Source organism: Ensifer sp. GW101-20A05 (assembly GCF_059424735.1).
Window position 1 is genome coordinate 1 of the sequence record NZ_JBWKZT010000007.1, and the last position, 17,986, is coordinate 17,986.

The 17,986-nt window shown below is 61.5% G+C and carries 14 protein-coding genes, 3 tRNA genes and 1 pseudogene; 7 read left to right on the forward strand and 11 right to left on the reverse strand.

Annotated elements, in window-relative coordinates; translation table 11 throughout:
• The 3 genes and pseudogenes from AC070A_RS18305 to AC070A_RS18315 all read right to left on the reverse strand — a co-directional run.
• A pseudogene (locus AC070A_RS18305) lies at positions 1–77 on the reverse strand (GTP-binding protein); the annotation flags it as partial.
• Positions 78–350: 273 nt separating this feature from the next.
• Positions 351–424, reverse strand: a tRNA-Gly gene (locus tag AC070A_RS18310).
• Positions 425–447: 23 nt separating this feature from the next.
• Positions 448–532, reverse strand: a tRNA-Tyr gene (locus tag AC070A_RS18315).
• Positions 533–750: 218 nt separating this feature from the next.
• Between AC070A_RS18315 and AC070A_RS18320 the strand changes: the two genes are divergently transcribed.
• A complete protein-coding gene (locus AC070A_RS18320; RefSeq protein ID WP_113479280.1) occupies positions 751–1,626 on the forward strand; it encodes a TrmH family RNA methyltransferase in 876 nt (291 codons plus the stop codon).
• 134 nt (positions 1,627–1,760) lie between these two features.
• Positions 1,761–2,477 (forward strand): AprI/Inh family metalloprotease inhibitor, encoded by a 717-nt coding sequence (locus AC070A_RS18325; RefSeq protein ID WP_082615946.1) that lies wholly within the window; start codon positions 1,761–1,763, stop codon positions 2,475–2,477.
• Here AC070A_RS18325 and AC070A_RS18330 read toward each other — a convergent pair.
• Both AC070A_RS18330 and AC070A_RS18335 read right to left on the reverse strand, forming a co-directional pair.
• Positions 2,467–2,718, reverse strand: a complete 252-nt coding sequence (locus tag AC070A_RS18330; protein WP_162730582.1) for a hypothetical protein — start codon at positions 2,716–2,718, stop codon at positions 2,467–2,469. The genes AC070A_RS18325 and AC070A_RS18330 overlap by 11 nt on opposite strands.
• 160 nt (positions 2,719–2,878) lie before the next feature.
• Positions 2,879–3,499, reverse strand: a complete 621-nt coding sequence (locus AC070A_RS18335; RefSeq protein ID WP_057252254.1) for an FMN-dependent NADH-azoreductase — start codon at positions 3,497–3,499, stop codon at positions 2,879–2,881.
• 137 nt (positions 3,500–3,636) lie between these two features.
• Here AC070A_RS18335 and AC070A_RS18340 point away from each other — a divergent pair, with 137 nt between their 5' ends.
• Positions 3,637–4,578, forward strand: coding sequence for a LysR family transcriptional regulator (locus tag AC070A_RS18340; protein WP_057252255.1), 942 nt, complete (start codon positions 3,637–3,639; stop codon positions 4,576–4,578).
• Between the two features lie 19 nt (positions 4,579–4,597).
• Here AC070A_RS18340 and AC070A_RS18345 read toward each other — a convergent pair whose 3' ends face one another.
• Positions 4,598–4,840, reverse strand: coding sequence for a VOC family protein (locus AC070A_RS18345; RefSeq protein ID WP_375293051.1), 243 nt, complete (start codon positions 4,838–4,840; stop codon positions 4,598–4,600).
• A gap of 157 nt (positions 4,841–4,997) precedes the next feature.
• A tRNA-Thr gene (locus AC070A_RS18350) sits at positions 4,998–5,073 on the reverse strand.
• A 156-nt stretch (positions 5,074–5,229) separates the two neighbouring features.
• Here AC070A_RS18350 and AC070A_RS18355 point away from each other — a divergent pair.
• Entirely contained in the window at positions 5,230–6,003 is a 774-nt protein-coding gene (locus AC070A_RS18355) for an NAD kinase (protein ID WP_057252257.1), read from the forward strand.
• A gap of 208 nt (positions 6,004–6,211) precedes the next feature.
• On the forward strand, positions 6,212–6,700 hold the full coding sequence (locus AC070A_RS18360) for a hypothetical protein (RefSeq protein WP_110878289.1): 489 nt from the start codon (positions 6,212–6,214) through the stop codon (positions 6,698–6,700).
• A gap of 65 nt (positions 6,701–6,765) precedes the next feature.
• On the opposite strand, the gene prfB is transcribed toward AC070A_RS18360, so the two are convergent.
• From prfB to AC070A_RS18375, 3 genes are all read right to left on the reverse strand, one after another.
• A protein-coding gene (gene prfB / locus AC070A_RS18365) for a peptide chain release factor 2 (protein ID WP_112995481.1) occupies positions 6,766–7,897 on the reverse strand; the annotation gives its coding sequence in 2 pieces (ribosomal slippage) (positions 6,766–7,827 and positions 7,829–7,897; 1,131 coding nt in all).
• Between the two features lie 96 nt (positions 7,898–7,993).
• Positions 7,994–10,447 (reverse strand): penicillin-binding protein 1A, encoded by a 2,454-nt coding sequence (locus tag AC070A_RS18370; RefSeq protein ID WP_057252260.1) that lies wholly within the window; start codon positions 10,445–10,447, stop codon positions 7,994–7,996.
• Between the two features lie 336 nt (positions 10,448–10,783).
• Complete coding sequence (locus tag AC070A_RS18375) at positions 10,784–11,995, reverse strand: N-acetylmuramoyl-L-alanine amidase (protein ID WP_246805868.1); 1,212 nt, start codon at positions 11,993–11,995, stop codon at positions 10,784–10,786.
• 778 nt (positions 11,996–12,773) lie between these two features.
• On the opposite strand from AC070A_RS18375, the gene AC070A_RS18380 reads away from it, so the two are divergent.
• On the forward strand, positions 12,774–15,575 hold the full coding sequence (locus AC070A_RS18380) for an Rne/Rng family ribonuclease (RefSeq protein ID WP_113479284.1): 2,802 nt from the start codon (positions 12,774–12,776) through the stop codon (positions 15,573–15,575).
• 169 nt (positions 15,576–15,744) lie between these two features.
• Here AC070A_RS18380 and AC070A_RS18385 read toward each other — a convergent pair whose 3' ends face one another.
• Positions 15,745–16,902: a pyridoxal phosphate-dependent aminotransferase gene (locus AC070A_RS18385; protein ID WP_113479285.1), complete on the reverse strand. Its 1,158-nt coding sequence runs from the start codon at positions 16,900–16,902 to the stop codon at positions 15,745–15,747.
• 234 nt (positions 16,903–17,136) lie between these two features.
• Here AC070A_RS18385 and AC070A_RS18390 point away from each other — a divergent pair, with 234 nt between their 5' ends.
• Positions 17,137–17,904, forward strand: a complete 768-nt coding sequence (locus AC070A_RS18390; RefSeq protein WP_057252264.1) for a DsbA family protein — start codon at positions 17,137–17,139, stop codon at positions 17,902–17,904.
• The last annotated feature ends 82 nt before the right edge of the window (positions 17,905–17,986 follow it).

Consider the following 17,986-nt stretch of genomic DNA (forward strand, 5'->3'; position numbering starts at 1 on the left):
GTCTTGCCATGGTCAACGTGGCCAATCGTGCCAATGTTAACGTGCGGCTTGTTGCGCTCAAATTTGCTCTTTGCCATGGGTACGTTTCCTGTGGTCAAGTATGAATGATCAGCCGGCAGGGCCGGTTTGTGGAGCCGTTTAAGGGTTTCAGGGGATTTGCGCAAGACTTAATTGCGTACGCCCGGACCGGTCGCCGACGGCCTTTTCCTGCCGATATGTAAGAACGCTGAAGCGCCGACACAAGGGCAGGCATGCGCGAATCACGGATCGCTCCGCAAGCAAGACAAACAATGACTTACCGCGAAGCGTTGGAGCATCGGATTAATTCGGATAAGGAGGCTGTTCGCTGCTGGAGCGGGTAGCGGGAATCGAACCCGCGTATTCAGCTTGGAAGGCTGCTGCTCTACCATTGAGCTATACCCGCGGGCCTTCGATCCAGAAGCAGAATGGTGGAGGGAGTTGGATTTGAACCAACGTAGGCTGAGCCAACGGATTTACAGTCCGTCCCCTTTAACCACTCGGGCATCCCTCCATTATTCTGTCGGGATCTTTCGACCAAGCATTTGAGATCGTGAGACAACCAGCGACGCGTCGTTGCCGCCTCTCGATCTGTGGCCGGGTATATGACCGCCCTCTTTCCTCCTGTCAACACGGGTCAGTGGAAAATTTCCGAATTTCTCCACAGCGACAATTCCGGACCGCTCATCGAAAACCATTTCGCCACGCCTGCAACCCCTCTATAAGACGCCCATGAGCAAAGATCACACCGGCGACAAGAGCGCCAAGGACACCCATTACGCCAACCTCAGGCGCGCCCACCGCGACGCCAAGCGGGAACGCGGCGAAATCCCAACGCCAAAACACGAGAAGCGCCGCAAGGCGCCGGCCGACTGGAAGCCACCGCAGCTCGCGCCCGAGCAGGTTCTGCTCTACGGCCTGCATACGGTTCGCGCCGCCCTCGACAATCCGGCGCGCCAGTTCGTTCGCCTCAGCGTGACGCCGAACGCCGCTGCAAGATTGGAGCTCGACGAGCTTTCGGCCCTGCCCTTCCCGGTCGAAACCGTGACGCCGCAGGATCTCGACAAGATCCTCGGCCCCGATGCGATCCACCAGGGCGTGATGCTCGAGACGCGCCCCTTGCCGCATCGCAAGCTCGAAGCGCTTCGCGACTGCCCGCTGATTCTGGTGCTCGACCAAGTGACGGATCCGCACAATGTCGGCGCCATCATGCGTTCCGCCGTCGCCTTCGATGCCGGTGCGTTGATCACCACCATGCGCCACAGCCCGACCGAATCGGGCGTTCTCGCCAAATCCGCCTCGGGCGCGCTGGAAATGATTCCCTATATCCAGATCACCAATCTTGCGGATGCCATCGAAGAACTCCATCGGCTGGGCTTCCAGACGATCGGCCTCGATTCGGAAGGACCGCAGCCGCTTGAAGGAACATTCAGCGGTGAGAAGATCGCGCTCGTTCTCGGCTCCGAGGGCAAGGGACTGCGGCAGAAGACCCGTTCGATCGTGACCGACCTTGCCCGCCTCGACATGCCGGGCGCGATCAAGTCGCTGAACGTGTCGAACGCGGCAGCAATCGCCATGTATGCCGCGCGCCAGTTCCTGAACCGCTGACATCCACGCGCAGCCGGCCGCCCATGGCGACGACCAAGCGGGCGACGGCGTCATCCCACACTGCTGCAAGGGCTGGCGCATTGACGCGAAAATGTGACTGTGGAAATCTCCGCGCGTTGGGATCGGAGAGCTCCATGGTTGTCGCAGTTGCGTCACGCGTTCCTATGTTTCGGCTGCTCGTTCTGGGTGCAGTCTGCCTCGGTTCACACACCGCCTTCGCCGCCGGCGACATCGATCCCGGGATCATCGCGGCGCAGGCGGGCGACTATCTGGTCGCGCCGCTCGATGGCGCCGAAGGATGCAAGCTCACCCTCACCGCCGATGAGGCGATCGGCGGCTACGCAGTTACCGGAGCCGAGGGTTGCGCCAAGAGTGTGCCAACCCTTGCCGACGTCGCCGCCTGGAATTTCGACGGGAACGGCGGCCTGCTGCTGATCGACGTCCTGCGAAAAGTCCATGCCCGCTTTGAAGAGAGCGAGGGATCCCCGCTCCTGACGAACGGCGAGGACGGGCCTCGACTGGCCCTCGTAACCGCGGTGGACGGCATCTCGCATCTGCCGGCGCCGGCAAACATGAAAGGCGCGTGGCAGATGAAACGGCCGGGCGGAACCGCCATCTGCCATGTGCGCTTTAAGGAGGCTGCCGACAGTGACGGCAATTTTGCACTGTCCGTCGAAGAGCCATGCGATAGCGCCGTCAGAAAATTGAAACTGAAGAGCTGGACGGCGAACGGCCTTGGCATAACCCTGCTCGGCGAAGACGGCAGCTCGCTCGCGTTCACCGCCACACCTTCCGGCTTCGAAAAAGACCGTAATGAGGGCGGCAAGCCGCTGCTCCTCGTCAGAAACTGACCAATTGCCCCGTAGGGCTCAGCGGCGTGCTCATGCCGGCCGCCGTCGGGCAGCCGTCGCGCAGCTTCTTCCAGGTGGAGACGTTGAGGTTCATTTCGCAGCGCGCCATATAGACGTTGCCGTCGACCCTTAGGCAGGCGATCTGTCCGAGCTCATATTTCGAACCGTCGCGGTTGCGGCACGTGCAATTGTGTGCGCGCGCCGCGTCGGCGGCGAGCAGTGCAGCCACCGCAGCGGTCATGCCCAACAGAATTGTCCGCCGGTCCACCATCGATGCATTATAAAGCAGATTGTGAAATCCCAAAACGGACAATGCCGGCTGCGTTTGCAACCGGCACCGTCCGCACGCAGGGCCTGGGCCCCTCCACCGGATCACGTCAGTGACCCGCTGAACCTATATGTTAGCTCGCCAGGCGAAGGACGTTGCCTTCCGCGATGGTCTTTTCAGCCTCAGCGATCGCAAACTGCTTGGAATCGGCGCTGAGGTTGAGACCTTCGGCACGGACAAATTCCACATCTGTGACGCCCAGGAAGCCGAAGACCGTCTTCAGGTAGGATTCCTGGTGGTCCATGACGGCGGCCGGGCCGGCGGAGTAGTGACCGCCGCGGGTCGAGGCGACGATGATCTTCTTGCCCTTGGCGAGGCCTTCCGGACCATTTTCGGTGTAGCGGAACGTCTTGCCGGAGACGGCGATGCGGTCGATCCAGGCTTTCAGCTGGCTCGGGATGCCAAAGTTGTACATCGGGGCACCGATGACGACCGTGTCGGCCGCCAGGAATTCTTCGAGCATGTCGCGGCCAAGCTTGACGTCGGCGGCAAGGTCGGCATCCACGCCTGCGAGATCGGCGGGAGCCATGATCTGGGCGCCGGTCAAATGCGGGAGCGAGCTGGCGGCGAGGTCACGATAGGTTACGGTGGCATCCGGGCGGTCAGCCTTGATCTGAGCGGCGAGTGCCGCCGTCAGGCGACGGGAAACCGAGTGATCGCCGAGGATACCAGAGTCGATATGAAGAACGTTCATGGGAACACCTTTGTGTTTGCGTTGCGGTGCTCCACATATGAGGGGAAAACAATCGACCGATAAGCCAGTGGATATTTGACATACTGTTTCCAGACGGAAACAATCGGGCAAAGCATCCGGACCTCGGAGACAGGACAATGCAGGATCTGAACGATCTCGGGCTCTTTGCCGCCGTCGTGCGCAACAACGGCTTCAGCGCTGCCGCACGCGATCTCAATATACCCAAATCCAAACTCAGCAAACATGTGGCCCGCCTCGAGGAACAGCTCGGCGTGCGGTTGCTTGAACGTTCGACCCGCAAGCTGCGTGTCACCGACATCGGCCGGGTTTTCTATGAACATTGCCAGGGGCTGCTCGACGGCGTCGCGGCCGCCGAAGCCGAAATTGCGGCGGTGCGGGCTGAACCTTCGGGCACCGTCAGGCTCGCCTGCCCACTCGGCTTCACCCCGATGCTCGCGGATATCCTGCCGGCGTTTCACCGGCGTTATCCCGGCGTGCGGCTCCTGATCACCGCCACGAACCGGCGCATCGACCTGATAGAAGAACGGATCGACGTGGCGCTCCGCGCCCGCGGCCAGCTCGATACCGACAATCAGCTGATCATCCGCAAGTTCGGCGAGGTTCGCGAGCGGCTCGCCGCCAGCCCGACGTTCCTTGCCCGCTCGGGCGACATCACAATCGACAACCTCAGCCAGCAGGCGACGCTGTCGATGAACGAACAACACCCGACCGACGTCTGGCGGCTCGTCTCATCCGACGGAAACACGACGGAGATCTCCCATCGTCCGATCATCGGCTGCAGCGACTTCCTGATCCTCGAACGCGCCGCGATCGAAGGCATGGGCGTGGCGCTGTTGCCGGACCATATCTGCGAGCGTGCCTTCCGCGCCGGCGTGCTCGTGCCAGTGCTTCCGGAATGGACCTCGAACGACGTCGTGGTGCACCTCGTCTTCCCGTCTCGCCAGGGCATGCTGCCAGCGACCCGGGCACTGATCGACTATCTCGCCGAAAACCTTCTCAACGCCCTGCAGAAATGCCGGGAGGTTCCGATGCGCATGGCCCCCTCGTTCGACATCTGACATCGCGAGGCAGTCCCGCTCAGCACCGGCAAATCATCAAGACATTGCCGTCGGGGTCGCGGATCGTGAACCATTGCTCGAATTGCACCGGCGTGACGATCTCGACACCGAGGGCGACCGCGTGATGATGTGCTGCAGCCACATCTTCGGTATCGAAATGAAAGAGCGGCGCATCCTGCGGCCTCCCGAGAGCGAATATTTCCGCATCGAGAATCAATCGTGCGCCGCTACCCTTTGGAAAGACCGCGAGGTGGCCGTGCACGGTTTCCGGTTCGTCGACCTGGATCGGCTCGCCCGTTTTTATGGCGATCCTTGCTGAACGTGATTGACTGCTCAATTCGCAGCTTCGCCCCGCGTCTCAAATCCGAATGCGGTTAAAGCTTCAAAAAATGCGCGATTTCAGCAGAAAAAGGCAGATGTGGTGCCCCCAGAGAGACTCGAACTCCCGACCTACTGATTACAAATCAGCCGCTCTACCAACTGAGCTATAAGGGCACTTGCTGCGGTGGGAGTTACCATAATCTCATCCGGTGTAAAGCAAAATTGCGAATTCTCCCAATTTTTCAGATGCGTTCGGCTTCGGGCCATGCCAGAAACGATAGACAGAGATCGCCGCAAGCGGCATGCAACGCATCGAACGGACTAGAGTTGATGGCCCGAACGTTCAATTCCTTCGCCTTCCTCGCCTCTTCTGCGGAGGAGGCGCAAAAGGCTGCGGCTGATCTCAAGGCGATCTATGGTGACAACGATCCGGCGAAGGCCGACGTGATCGTGGCGCTCGGCGGTGACGGCTTCATGCTGCAGACGCTGCACCAGACCATGAACAGCGGCAAACTGGTCTACGGCATGAACCGCGGCTCCGTCGGCTTCCTGATGAACCGCTACAGCACCGAGAACCTGACGGACCGCATCTGCCAGGCAGTCGAGAACGCGTTCCATCCGCTGGAGATGCAGACGACCGACGTCTACGGCGAGAGCTTCACGGCGCTTGCGATCAACGAAGTCTACCTCTTCCGCCAGTCCTATCAGGCTGCAAAGCTTCGCGTCCTCATCGACGGAAAGACAAGGCTCCAGGAGCTGACCTGCGACGGCCTGCTGGTGGCGACACCAGCAGGTTCCACCGCCTACAACCTCTCCGCTCACGGCCCGATCCTGCCACTCGAAGCACCGCTTCTGGCCATGACGCCGGTCAGCGCCTTCCGTCCACGCCGCTGGCGCGGCGCGCTCTTGCCGAACCATGTCACGGTCGAGATCGAAATCCTGGAAGCCGACAAGCGGCCGGTGAACGCCGTGGCGGACCATCAGGAAGTAAAGTCGGTGGTCAAGGTGCGGATCGCCGAATCGGAGAACATGACGGCGCGCATCCTCTCGGATCCCGATCATTCCTGGTCGGACCGCATCCTAGCCGAGCAATTTTCGAACTGAACGCACGTTCTCCGCGCGGTATGTTATGATCCTCCATGGCTCGTTTTCCGACGGCTAATGCATGTTTCCTTTAATCGTACCCGATTAAAGGACAAAAACATGCAGCAATTCAAAGTGCTACAGCGACCTTTGCGCGTCTGAAAAGACGCGCGGCGCTGTAGGAGCGAGGCGGCAGCGGAGCTGCGGTTTGAAAGGACGACAATCCCCAATGCAAAGATCCGCCCTCCTCGCGCTCCTCCTGTTCGTGAGCACCGCCGGCGCCAAGGCCGAGGACGCCAACGTCGTGCCGCCGCAGGCTACCTTTGTCACGAGCACCGGCTACTGGGAGGAAAGCGGAGCGCCGCTTTCATCACTCGACCCCAATGCCGCCGCCGAGAAGCAAAGCGACGCCCGCCGCGGTTACTACAAGCTGATCGCGCTTCGCCAGACGGATGGCACCGCACAGGTCCATCTGCAGCAGATCGAAGCGACGCCAGCCGGACCGGTGGTGGTTTCCTCGGCGGAGCTCGAAGAGTTCTCGGCGCTCAAGGCCTATGTCACCGACATTCGCCCGGAGACCTCAACCGGCGTCACCGCGCAGCCGGGCATGTTCGCGACCGTCTATCTGAAGACAGATCCGACCGCCCGCGAACCGGAGACCTGGACCGTGCTCATCGATGATCTCGGCGACATCAAGGTCGAGCGCGCTTCGAACTGAGCAAAAGAAAAGGCCGGGTGCGAACCACCCGGCCTTCTTCAATTCAAGAACTCTCGCAGCGACGCTTAGTTCAAATCGTCGACGACTGCATCCGCGCCACCGCTGACACGGTGCGCAAGCGCCGCCTCCATGAACTCGTTGAGCTCGCCGTCGAGCACATCGCCCGGTGCGGTGCTCTCGACCCCGGTGCGCATGTCCTTGACCAGCTGGTAAGGCTGCAGAACGTAGGAGCGGATCTGGTGGCCCCAGCCGATATCCGTCTTTGACGCAGCCTCGGCGTTTGCCGCCTCTTCGCGCTTCTTCAACTCCGACTCGTAGAGACGCGCACGCAGCATGTCCCAGGCCTTGGCCCGGTTCTTGTGCTGTGAGCGCTCCTGCTGGCACTGCACGACGATACCGGACGGCATATGCGTAATACGCACAGCCGAGTCGGTCGTGTTGACGTGCTGGCCACCGGCACCAGACGACCGGTAGGTGTCGATGCGGCAGTCACTCTCGTTGATGTCGATCTGGATCGAATCGTCGACCACCGGGTAGACCCAGATCGACGAGAACGAGGTGTGGCGGCGCGCATTGCTGTCATAGGGCGAAATGCGAACGAGGCGATGCACGCCCGATTCGGTCTTCAGCCAACCATAGGCATTGTGGCCCTTGACGAGCAGCGTCGCAGACTTGATGCCGGCTTCTTCACCGTCCTGGATTTCAAGAAGCTCGACCTTATATCCCTGGCGCTCGGACCAACGGGTGTACATGCGCAGAAGCATGTTGGCCCAGTCCTGGCTTTCGGTGCCGCCGGCGCCGGAATGCACTTCGAGATAGGTGTCGTTCTGATCGGCCTCGCCAGAAAGCATGGCCTCGACCTGCTTCTTGGCCGCTTCGTTGCGCAGTTCACGCAGCGCCTGTTCGGCATCCGCGATGATCGCCGCGTCGCCCTCTTCCTCGCCGAGCTCGATGAGTTCGATGTTGTCGTTGAGCTGCTGCTCGAAGCGGCGCAGGCCATTGATGCCGTCGTCGAGTTGCTGGCGCTCGCGCATCAGCTTCTGTGCTTCCGAAGCATCGTTCCACAAGGTCGGATCTTCCGCCTTGTTGTTCAACCAGTCCAGTCGTCTTACCGCTTGATCCCAGTCAAAGATGCCTCCTCAGCAGGCTTATGGCCTGCTTGATTTCGTCGACAATGTTCTCGATTTCGCTGCGCATAATCCTGCTTCTTGTGAACCCGATATGAAATTGAGCGTCAAATAGCGATGCCCGCCGCTGATGTAAAGGCGGCGGGCATCGCGAGAGGGGAAAGGCTTAGAACAGACCGTTGGAGCCCGAGGTCACCGCCTGGTTCGCCTGCGGCGAGTTCTTCAGGATTTCCTCTGGCGGCACGTATTGATCGAGCCCGCCGATGACCGAGAAGGTGTCAGCCGGGCCGGTGCCGGGCTTGAAGGCCTCGATGATCGTGTCCGGCTCACCCTCTTGGGCGGCCATGCCGGTCTTGCGGTTGACGGCGACCATGCTCATGCCCTCGGGCACAACGAACTTGCTCGGGCGGGTGTCCTTGACGGCTTCCTGCATGAAGTCGTTGAAGATCGGCACCGCGAGGCTGCCGCCGGTGGCACCGCGGCCGAGCGGGGCCGGATTGTCGAAGCCGAGGTAGAGGCCGGCAACCATGTCGGGCGTGTAGCCGACGAACCAGGCGTCCTTTTCGTCATTTGTCGTGCCGGTCTTGCCGGCAACCGGACGATCGAGCTTGATCTTGCCGGCGGCCGTGCCGCGCAGCACCACGCCCTCCATCATCGACGTGATCTGGTAGGAGGTCATGGGGTCGAGCACCTGCTCGCGATTGTCGGTCAGGACGGGTTCTTCCTGGCTCTGCCAGTCGCCCGCGTTGCAGTTGTCGCAGGTGCGGTCCTCATGCCGGAAAATCGTCTTGCCATAGCGGTCCTGAATACGGTCGATCAGCGACGGCTTGATCTGCTTGCCGCCGTTGGCGAGCACCGAATAGGCCGAGACCATACGCAGAACCGTCGTTTCGCCGGAGCCCAGCGACATCGCGAGCAGCGGCGGCATCTTGTCGTAAATGCCGAAGCGTTCGGCATATTCGGCGACCAGATTCATGCCCATGTCGTTGGCGAGGCGAACCGTCATCAGGTTGCGCGATTTCTCGATGCCGAGGCGCAGCGTCGACGGACCGGCGGAGCCGCCGCCATAGTTTTCAGGACGCCAGACCTGACCGCCCGCGACGATTTCGATCGGGGCATCGAGAATGACCGATGCCGGCGTGTAGCCGTTGTCGAGTGCTGCGGCGTAGACGAAGGGCTTGAAGGACGAACCCGGCTGACGCATCGCCTGCGTCGCGCGGTTGAATTCCGACTGGCCATAGGAGAAGCCACCGACCATCGCCAGGACGCGGCCGGTCTTCGGATCCATCGCGACGAGACCACCCTGCACCTTCGGCGGCTGGCGCAGGCGATATTCGCCCTTTTCGGCGAGCGGCTCAACGTAGACAACGTCGCCGGCGCCGAAGACGCCTTCGGGGGATTTCGCCGACTTGCGGTCGCCAGTCGCCGAACGGTAGGCCCACTGCATGTTCTTGGCGGAGATGTGTCCGGTGACGCGCTCGGCCACGATTTTGCCCGATGCTTCCTTCTCCGGCTGGATGCCGATCTCGGCGCCCTGTGCGTCGACTGAGAGAACAACGGCGAGCTTCCACTCCGGCACGTCGCTGAAGGCGACGACGGCACCAAGCGGCTCACCCCAATCGCCACCGATCTCGATCGACTTCACCGGACCATGGAAGCCGCGGCGCTCGTCGTAGGTCAGCAGACCCGCCTGCAGCGCCTTGCGGGCCGCGATCTGCAGACGCGGATCGAGCGAGGTGCGAACCGACAGGCCGCCCTCATAGAGCGCGTTGTCGCCGTATTTCTGAATGATCTGCCGGCGGACTTCCTCGGCGAAGAAATCGGAGGCGAAGAGATGCGCGCCGCCGCGGCGCGGGTTGACACCGAGCGGCTGCTTCTTGGCTTCTTCGCCGTCGGCCTTGGTGACGTAGCCGTTCTCGACCATGCGGTCGATCACCCAGTTGCGGCGTTCGATGGCGGCTTCGGTCTTGCGGAACGGATGGTAGTTGGCCGGTCCCTTCGGGAGCGCTGCGAGATAGGCGGTCTCGGCAATGGTAAGCTCGGTTACCGACTTGTCGAAATAGGTCAGCGCCGCACCGGCAATACCGTAGGAATTCAGGCCGAAGAAGATCTCGTTGAGATAGAGTTCAAGGATCCGGTCCTTGCTGTAGGCCTGCTCGATGCGGAACGAAAGGATCGCTTCCTTGACCTTGCGGTCGATCGTCTGGTCCGAGCTCAGCAGGAAGTTCTTTGCCACCTGCTGCGTGATCGTCGATGCGCCAACCGGGCGACGGCCGGAACCGAAGTTCTGCAGGTTCACCGCGATAGCGCGGGCGAGACCTGTGATATCGACACCCGGATGCTGGTAGAAGTTTTTGTCTTCGGCGGAGATGAAGGCTGCCTTGACGCGATCAGGAATCGCCTGGATCGGCAGATAGAGACGCCGCTCACGGGCATATTCCGCCATCAGCGCGCCATTGCCGGCATGAAAGCGCGTCGTTACAGGCGGCGAGTATTTCGCCAGCACCTCGTAGTCCGGTAGATCCTTGGTGACGACGCCCAGATAAAGCGCCACGGCTCCAGCCACGCCAAGCAGCAGAAACGCACCAATCCCGAAGAAATATCCAATCAGCCTGATCATCAGTCAGATACCGGTACCTTAATTATCGTTCAATTGCCGGACCGCCGAGCGACAGTCCATGCTCTGTCCCGCCGGCTTAATTGCGTCAGTCCGACCAAACTCTTCCGTCAGAAATCGTCTGGCTTCGCAGCAACCCGCTAAGCCCGGCTCCTCATATGGCGAGGAACCCCGGGCTTCAACTCGTTTCTCAACAAATCCGGGCGCAATTCCGGTTAGGTCCCGGAATGTGCGTAAAATAGGGCTGTTTCCGATTATCGCGTGCGCATCCAGTTGAAAAGCATAACGCTGTTACCAAGGCGACACAAATCACTTCGTTCCTGGGCATGCCTTCAAACGTCAGCCGCCGCTGGCAACCGCCTGCTCGCGATAACGCCGAACCGCGACGGCAAGACGCTCCGAAACCTTCTTGCGCCATTCCGGATCCAGCAGCAATTTCTCATCCTCCTTGTTCGACAGGAAGCCCAGTTCCAGCAGGATCGACGGCACGTCGGGTGCCTGCAACACGCGGAACCCGGCGAAGCGGTGCGGGTTGTTGATGAGATTGATCTGGCCCTCGAAGGAAGAAACCACCGCGCGCGCCATGTTGACGGAAAAGGCCTGCGTCTCGCGGCGGGTCAAATCGATCAGGATATCGGCGACCTCCGCGGGCTCGCTCTGAAGCGGTACGCCGGCGATTTCGTCCGAAAGGTTTTCGCGAGCGGCAAGGCTTGCGGCCAGATGGTCCGACGCCTTGTCGGAGATAGTATAGACCGTAGCGCCGCGGATGTCCTTCTGGCGGAGCGCATCGGCATGGAGCGAGATGAAAAGATTGGCGCCCTTGTTCCGGGCAATCTGCACGCGCTGCGGCAGCGAGAGAAAAACATCCTTGTCGCGGGTGAGAAAAGCCTCGATCCCGGCACCCTTGTTCAGGGCCTCGACGAGATCCTTGGCAAAGGCCAGCGTGACGTGTTTCTCTTCCGTCTTCGTCTCGGCGGCAAGCGCACCGGTGTCGATGCCGCCGTGGCCGGCATCGATCGCGATGATGAAGGGGCCGCCGTCTTTCGTGGGCGCAACGGCCACAGGTCTGTCGGTTTTCGTCGCAGCGACGGAACCGGTCCATTGCTGTTCGCCGAGAAGTGCATCGAAGCGCGTCTGGTCGACCCGTTCGGCGTCGATAACCAGGCGGTAGCCCTTGCCCCCCTCCTCCGCGATCACCTCCGCATGGGTTACCGCAACAGGCCCCTTCGCGGAAAGAACGATACGGGAATTACCCGCGCCCATGCCGCCGTAGCGGATCGCGTCGAACAGGCCGCGCGGTTGGAGGCTATCCGCCTTCAGGCCGAAGGCTGTTTCCGGCAGGTCGACGACTACGCGAACGGGGTCGGCCACGTAATGAACGGAAAAATCCGGCTTGCGGTCGAACTCGACGACGACCCGGGTGCGCGCGTCGTCGCCGGCGATCCGCGCGCCAAAGGCGAGCAACGGGCCCGGCTCGGCAGCACGAGCGGCCGGCACGCTCAGGAGGAGACCGCCGACGAGCACCGAAGCACCGAGCAAACGCCAACCCATCCGCGACATCAACGACAACAGCGAACCGCGCATACAAACCGCCAAAGGCTTCACCTTGGGCTCCCCGCCACTTTCTCAAAACCAGAGGGCGGCCGATGCGGCCACCAAACGCATACCTTGATCAATGAACCCTTATGGTTAACCAAAGCTTGACAAAGGTCATCTTCCGCCTCGCACCGGCGCCATCGATTCATCATTTGCCGGCCTACTCCACGTGGACAAGCGAATCGATCATTATTGTGGCGGCACGGGCTTTTCCCTTGCCAATGTGACATAGAAAACATAAAAGCGTCACAAGGAGAAAGTGTTGACGGGATAGAACAGTCGACCGGGCAGCCGGAGCTTCTCCAAAGCTTGGCGCCAGGGAGTGGTCGAACCGGATCAACCGGTTAAACGCATCGCACTTCCGCGGTCGCAAGGTGTTCATCCGCCGTCGCTGCATTTCCTCCTCGTACACTGGATCGCAAATTTCCGGCGGTGGCCGGAGTTCTTGATGGTGATTTTTCACCAACGCCCGCAAGCGGGCGAATTCATTGGGTCTTCATGAGACCTTGGACATTGGCATTCTTGTTTGGTCATTGATGTTGACTCAGCAGTATCGGTCAGAAGTAGAGCGGCCCCGGGACACAGGTGTTCCGGCTGTCGTCTGGCTGCTGCACCATCGCCTGCACCAAACAGGAACTTTCATATCCGGCGCACCTTCCGACGTGTTTGGCAGTCTTCCCAAGGAAGCAGGTCTGTCTCCCGTTCCGCTGGTGCGCCGAGGAGCACAGCTTAGATGGCAGAGAAAATGCTTATCGATGCGTCTCACTCCGAGGAGACGCGCGTCGTTGTCGTACGCGGAAACCGCATAGAAGAGTTCGACTTCGAGTCGGAACATAAGAAGCAAATCCGCGGCAATATCTATCTGGCGAAGGTCACCAGAGTGGAGCCTTCGCTGCAGGCCGCCTTCGTCGACTACGGCGGTAACCGCCACGGATTTCTGGCCTTTGCCGAAATTCACCCCGACTACTACCAGATCCCACTTGCCGACCGTCAGGCACTGCTGAAGGCCGAAGCCGAAGAAGCGCGACGCGACGACGACATCGAACATGTCGAAACCGCCGCGGCGCCGGCAAGCGAACTTTCCGTTCCCGTCGACCTCGAGGTCGTAGCGGAGACCGAAGTCGACGCGCAGCCGGCAGAAGCCGTCACCGCCGAACCGGTGGTCGAAGAGGAAGTGCCGGTCGAAAAGCCCAAGGCAAAGCCGAAGCGCACCCGCAAAACCAAGGCCAAGGCTGCGGAAGAAGCGGCTGCCGCTTCCGTCGATGGCGACGAAAGCAACGGCGGCGAAATGGCCGCGATGGTCGATACCGACGCGATCTCCGAAGACGTCGACAGCCGTCGTCGCCATGACGACGACGATGATGATGACGACAGCCACGATGGCGAAAAGGAAATCATCGAATCCGTCGGCGCCGAAGATGCCATGGAAGAGGTTCCGGATCGCCAGGTCCGCAAGCCGCGCAAGCAGTACCGCATCCAGGAAGTCATCAAGCGGCGCCAGATCCTGCTCGTCCAGGTTGCCAAGGAAGAGCGCGGCAATAAGGGCGCGGCGCTGACGACCTACCTGTCGCTGGCCGGCCGCTACTCTGTCCTGATGCCGAACACGGCACGCGGCGGCGGCATCTCCCGCAAGATCACCAACCTGCAGGACCGCAAGCGCCTGAAGGAAATCGCGCGCGGCCTCGAAGTGCCGCAGGGCATGGGCGTCATCCTGCGCACCGCGGGTGCGAACCGAACCAAGGTCGAGATCAAGCGCGACTTCGAATACCTGATGCGCCTGTGGGAAAACGTCCGCACGCTGACGCTGAACTCCACGGCCCCCTGCCTCGTCTATGAGGAAGGCAGCCTGATCAAGCGCTCGATCCGCGATCTCTACAACAAGGATATCGGCGAGATCATCGTTTCCGGCGAGGAAGGTTACAAGGAAGCCAAGGGCTTCATGAAGATGCTGATGCCGAGCCACGCCAAGGTGGTTCAGCCCTATCGCGACGTACATCCGATCTTCTCGCGCTCCGGTATCGAAGCGCAGCTCGACCGCATGCTGCAGCCGCAGGTGACGTTGAAGTCCGGTGGCTACATCATCATCAATCAGACCGAAGCGCTGGTTTCGATCGACGTCAACTCCGGCCGTTCGACGCGCGAGCACTCGATCGAAGACACGGCGCTGCAGACGAACCTGGAGGCTGCCGAAGAAGTGGCGCGCCAGCTGCGCCTGCGCGACCTTGCCGGCCTCGTCGTCATCGACTTCATCGACATGGAAGAAAAGCGCAACAACCGCGCCGTCGAGAAGAAGCTGAAGGACTGCCTGAAGAACGATCGCGCCCGCATCCAGGTCGGCCGCATCTCGCATTTCGGCCTACTCGAAATGTCGCGTCAGCGCATTCGCGCCTCGGTGCTCGAATCGACGATGCAGACCTGCCCGCACTGCAACGGCACGGGCCACGTTCGCTCGCAGTCCTCCGTCGCCCTGCACGTGCTGCGCGGCGTCGAAGAACATCTGCTCAAGAACACTACGCACGACATCACCGTGCGCACCATCCCGGATATCGCGCTCTATCTGCTGAACCAGAAGCGCGGCACGATCATGGATTACGAGGCCCGCTTCGGCGTTTCGATCATCATCGAGGCGGACGCTCATGTCGGCGCACAGCACTTCGCAATCGATCGCGGCGAACCGGTCGAAAACCCGGTCAAGATCGAGCAGCTCCTGCACTTCCAGCCGGAGCCGGAAGAAGATGACGTCGTGATCGAAGAGGATCTCGACGAAGAAGAAGCCGAAGAAGTCGTCAGCGAGCCGCGCCAGGAGCAGCCGAAGGCTGCCCAGTCCTCCGACGACCAGAGTGGACGCAAGCGCAAGCGCCGTCGCCGCCGTCGCGGCAAGGGTGGCCAGCAGGCCGAAGGTGCCGTCGGCCAGGCGTCCGAAGCGGCAGGCGATGTCGATGACGACGCCGACGAAGGTGATGCGGACGACGAGGGCGTCGATGCCGAGGCCACAACCGCTGACGGCGAGCAGAAGCGCAAGCGCCGCCGCCGCGGCAAGCGCGGTGGCCGCCGCAATCGTCCGGAGGGCGAAGGTGAAGGCGAAGGCCAGATCGAGGCCGATGCCGAAGGTGATGACGCCGACGAGCCGGAAGCCGTTGACACGCCGGCCGTCGCCGCAGAGATCGAAGTAGCCGTCGCCGTCGAGGAAACCGCGGCAGTCGTCGCGGAAGCCGAGGCCGTCGAGGCCAAGCCGGCCAAGCCGAAGCGGACCCGCAAGAAGGCTGTAAAAGCCGAAGAACCGGTCGCAACCGTCGATGAAGTCGCTCAGGCGGTTATCGAAGACCAGCCGGCAGGCGTCGATGTCGCCGCCGAGGCGGTGGAAGAGGCTGCGGCCGACCTCGCGGAAACCAAGCCGGCGCGCGCGAACCGCGACCTTTCGAAGATCGCCTCGGAGCCTGTCGTGACCTCGAGCTCTCCGAAGGCCGAAGGCGAAGAAGAAGACCCGACCAAGCCCAAGAAGGGCGGCTGGTGGCAGCGCCGCGGCTTCTTCTAAGAAGTCGCCTCTGGTCCCGGCTCGAAGCCGAACCGGGATCCTGACGCCGAAGCGTTGGACGCGAAAGAGCACAAATAGAAAGGCCCGGATCGCTCCGGGCCTTTTCTTTTACGGGTGATGGCCACAGCAGACGGGGCGTCTTCGCTCCCCTGCCCGTCCAGTCGGGCAATCAGGCAAGCCAGCGCGCGATCCGGTCCATTGCCTCGACCATGTCAGCCTCCGCGCCGGCATAGGAAAAGCGCATCGTGCGATGCCCTTCCAACGGATCGAAGTCGAAACCCGGCGTTGCCGCGACATTGATCTCGGCGAGCATCCGCCGGGCAAAGGCCATGCTGTCATTGGTAAAGCGGCTGACATCCGCATAGGCATAGAAGGCACCGTCCATCGGCGAGGCGATCGAGAAGCCGATCTCCGGCAGGCGCTTCAGCAGCATCTCCCGATTGACGGCATAGGCGGCCTTGTAGCGGTCGAGTTCCTCATGCGCGTCAAGCGCCGCTTCAGCGGCGATCTGCGACAGTTCCGGCGGCGAAATGTAAAGGCTCTGGGCGATGCGCTCGAAGCCCCGCACCTTATCGGCGGGCAACACCATCCAACCGATGCGCCAGCCGGTCATGCAGTAATATTTCGAGAAGGAGTTGATGACGATCACTTCGTCGGTAACCTCCAGCGCGCTCGCCTCTTCGCCGGCAAAAGTCAGCCCGTGATAGATCTCGTCGGAGATGAACGCGATCTTTTCCGCGCGGCAACAGTCGGCCAGCGCCTTGAGGCCGGCCCTCCCCGTCACGGTGCCGGTCGGGTTCGCCGGGCTTGCCAGCAACACACCCTTCAGCGGTCGGCCGACCTTTGCAGCGGCCCGCTTCAGGCTTTCCGGCGTCAGTGTGAAGCCGGTCTCGGCATTCGCCTCGACCTCGACCACCGTCAGCCCGAGAGCGGCGAGGATGTTGCGGTAGGCCGGATAGCCGGGCCGCGCGATGGCGACGCAGTCGCCAGGATCAAACAGCGCAAGGAAGGCGAGATTGAAGCCGGCGGACGATCCCGTGGTGACGGCCACCCGCTGCGGATCGAGCGCGATACCGTGGCGCTTCTCGTAGTGGCGGGCGATCGCGGTTCGCAGCGATAGCGTGCCGAGTGCGTCGGTATAGCCAAGGCGCCCATGTTGGAGTGCGTTGCGCGCAGCTTCGAGAGCGGCCTGCGGCGGCGGGTGGGCAGGCTGCCCGACGGCCATCGAGATCACCGGGTGGCCGGCATCACGGCGGCGGGTCGCCTCCGCCAGCACATCCATCGCGTGAAAAGGTTCGACGGCGCTGCGTTTTGACAAGTCTACCAACGGAAAATCCTCGATAAGCGGCTGTTATCCAGCCCCTTTGCCCGATGAAATTGACCTTCACAAGTCCGCGAGTGCCGTATTTCTGCCGATTTTGCCGTTTCGTTTCCGCGGCACCCACCCTATGCTGCCAGCATATTGCGGATACGAGGATTCCTGTTGTCTTTCAGAACTGCCGGTTGACGTGACGACGGGGGATGAACGACACACAGGACACGCAAGGACAACGAGGTAGAAATGAATTTCAGCACCAAGATGATTGCCGCCGGGACGCTCGCAGCGCTCGTGGCCGGGGTCAGCCTGCCGCAAAGCGCGTTTGCGCTCGACGCGAAGCAGAAGGAAGAGATCGGCGCGTTCATCAAGGAGTACCTGATCGCCAATCCGGAGATCATGCTTGAAGTCCAGGAGGCGCTGACGACGAAACAGCGCGCCAAACAGCAGGAAGCGGCTGAGAGCGCGATCACCGAGAACAAGAAGGCGATCTTCAACTCCGACTATGACATGGTCCTTGGCAATCCCAAGGGCGACGTCACCATCGTCGAGTTCTATGACTACAATTGCGGCTATTGCAAACGCGCCCTCTCCGACATGGATGACATCCTCGCCAAGGATAAGAACGTCCGTTTCGTGCTGAAGGAACTGCCGATCCTCGGTCCGGATTCGCTTGCCGCCCATAAGGTGAGCGCCGCGTTCCGCCTGGTCGCTCCGGAAAAGTACGGCGACTTCCATCGTGCGCTGCTCGGCGGCGAAGATCGTGCCACGGAAGAGACCGCAATTGCGGTTGCCGCAAAGCTTGGCGTCTCGGAGAAGGACCTGCGCGCCAAGATGGAAAAGGAGCCGCATGATGCGGCCGTGCGCGAGGCCTATGGGCTTGCCAACGACCTCGGCATCACCGGCACACCGTCCTATGTCATCGGTAACGAAGCGGTCTTTGGTGCCGTCGGCGCCGAAGAGATCGAGGGCAAGGTCTCCAATATGCGCGAATGCGGCAAGACGGCCTGCTGACAAACCTTCCCATGACTGTGGACAAATCCCGCGGGGGCCCAAAGGGCTTTTCCTCGCGGGACCATCAGTCTATAGGTAACCC

Excerpts from the sequence above, each read along its gene's own strand:
- AC070A_RS18320 (WP_113479280.1), top strand. The coding sequence starts at position 751 with ATGAGCAAAGATCACACCGGCGACAAGAGCGCCAAGGACACCCATTAC.
- AC070A_RS18325 (WP_082615946.1), top strand. The coding sequence starts at position 1,761 with ATGGTTGTCGCAGTTGCGTCACGCGTTCCTATGTTTCGGCTGCTCGTT.
- AC070A_RS18330 (WP_162730582.1), bottom strand. The coding sequence starts at position 2,718 with ATGACCGCTGCGGTGGCTGCACTGCTCGCCGCCGACGCGGCGCGCGCA.
- AC070A_RS18335 (WP_057252254.1), bottom strand. The coding sequence starts at position 3,499 with ATGAACGTTCTTCATATCGACTCTGGTATCCTCGGCGATCACTCGGTT.
- AC070A_RS18340 (WP_057252255.1), top strand. The coding sequence starts at position 3,637 with ATGCAGGATCTGAACGATCTCGGGCTCTTTGCCGCCGTCGTGCGCAAC.
- AC070A_RS18355 (WP_057252257.1), top strand. The coding sequence starts at position 5,230 with ATGGCCCGAACGTTCAATTCCTTCGCCTTCCTCGCCTCTTCTGCGGAG.
- AC070A_RS18360 (WP_110878289.1), top strand. The coding sequence starts at position 6,212 with ATGCAAAGATCCGCCCTCCTCGCGCTCCTCCTGTTCGTGAGCACCGCC.
- AC070A_RS18370 (WP_057252260.1), bottom strand. The coding sequence starts at position 10,447 with ATGATCAGGCTGATTGGATATTTCTTCGGGATTGGTGCGTTTCTGCTG.
- AC070A_RS18375 (WP_246805868.1), bottom strand. The coding sequence starts at position 11,995 with ATGGGTTGGCGTTTGCTCGGTGCTTCGGTGCTCGTCGGCGGTCTCCTC.
- AC070A_RS18380 (WP_113479284.1), top strand. The coding sequence starts at position 12,774 with ATGGCAGAGAAAATGCTTATCGATGCGTCTCACTCCGAGGAGACGCGC.
- AC070A_RS18390 (WP_057252264.1), top strand. The coding sequence starts at position 17,137 with ATGAATTTCAGCACCAAGATGATTGCCGCCGGGACGCTCGCAGCGCTC.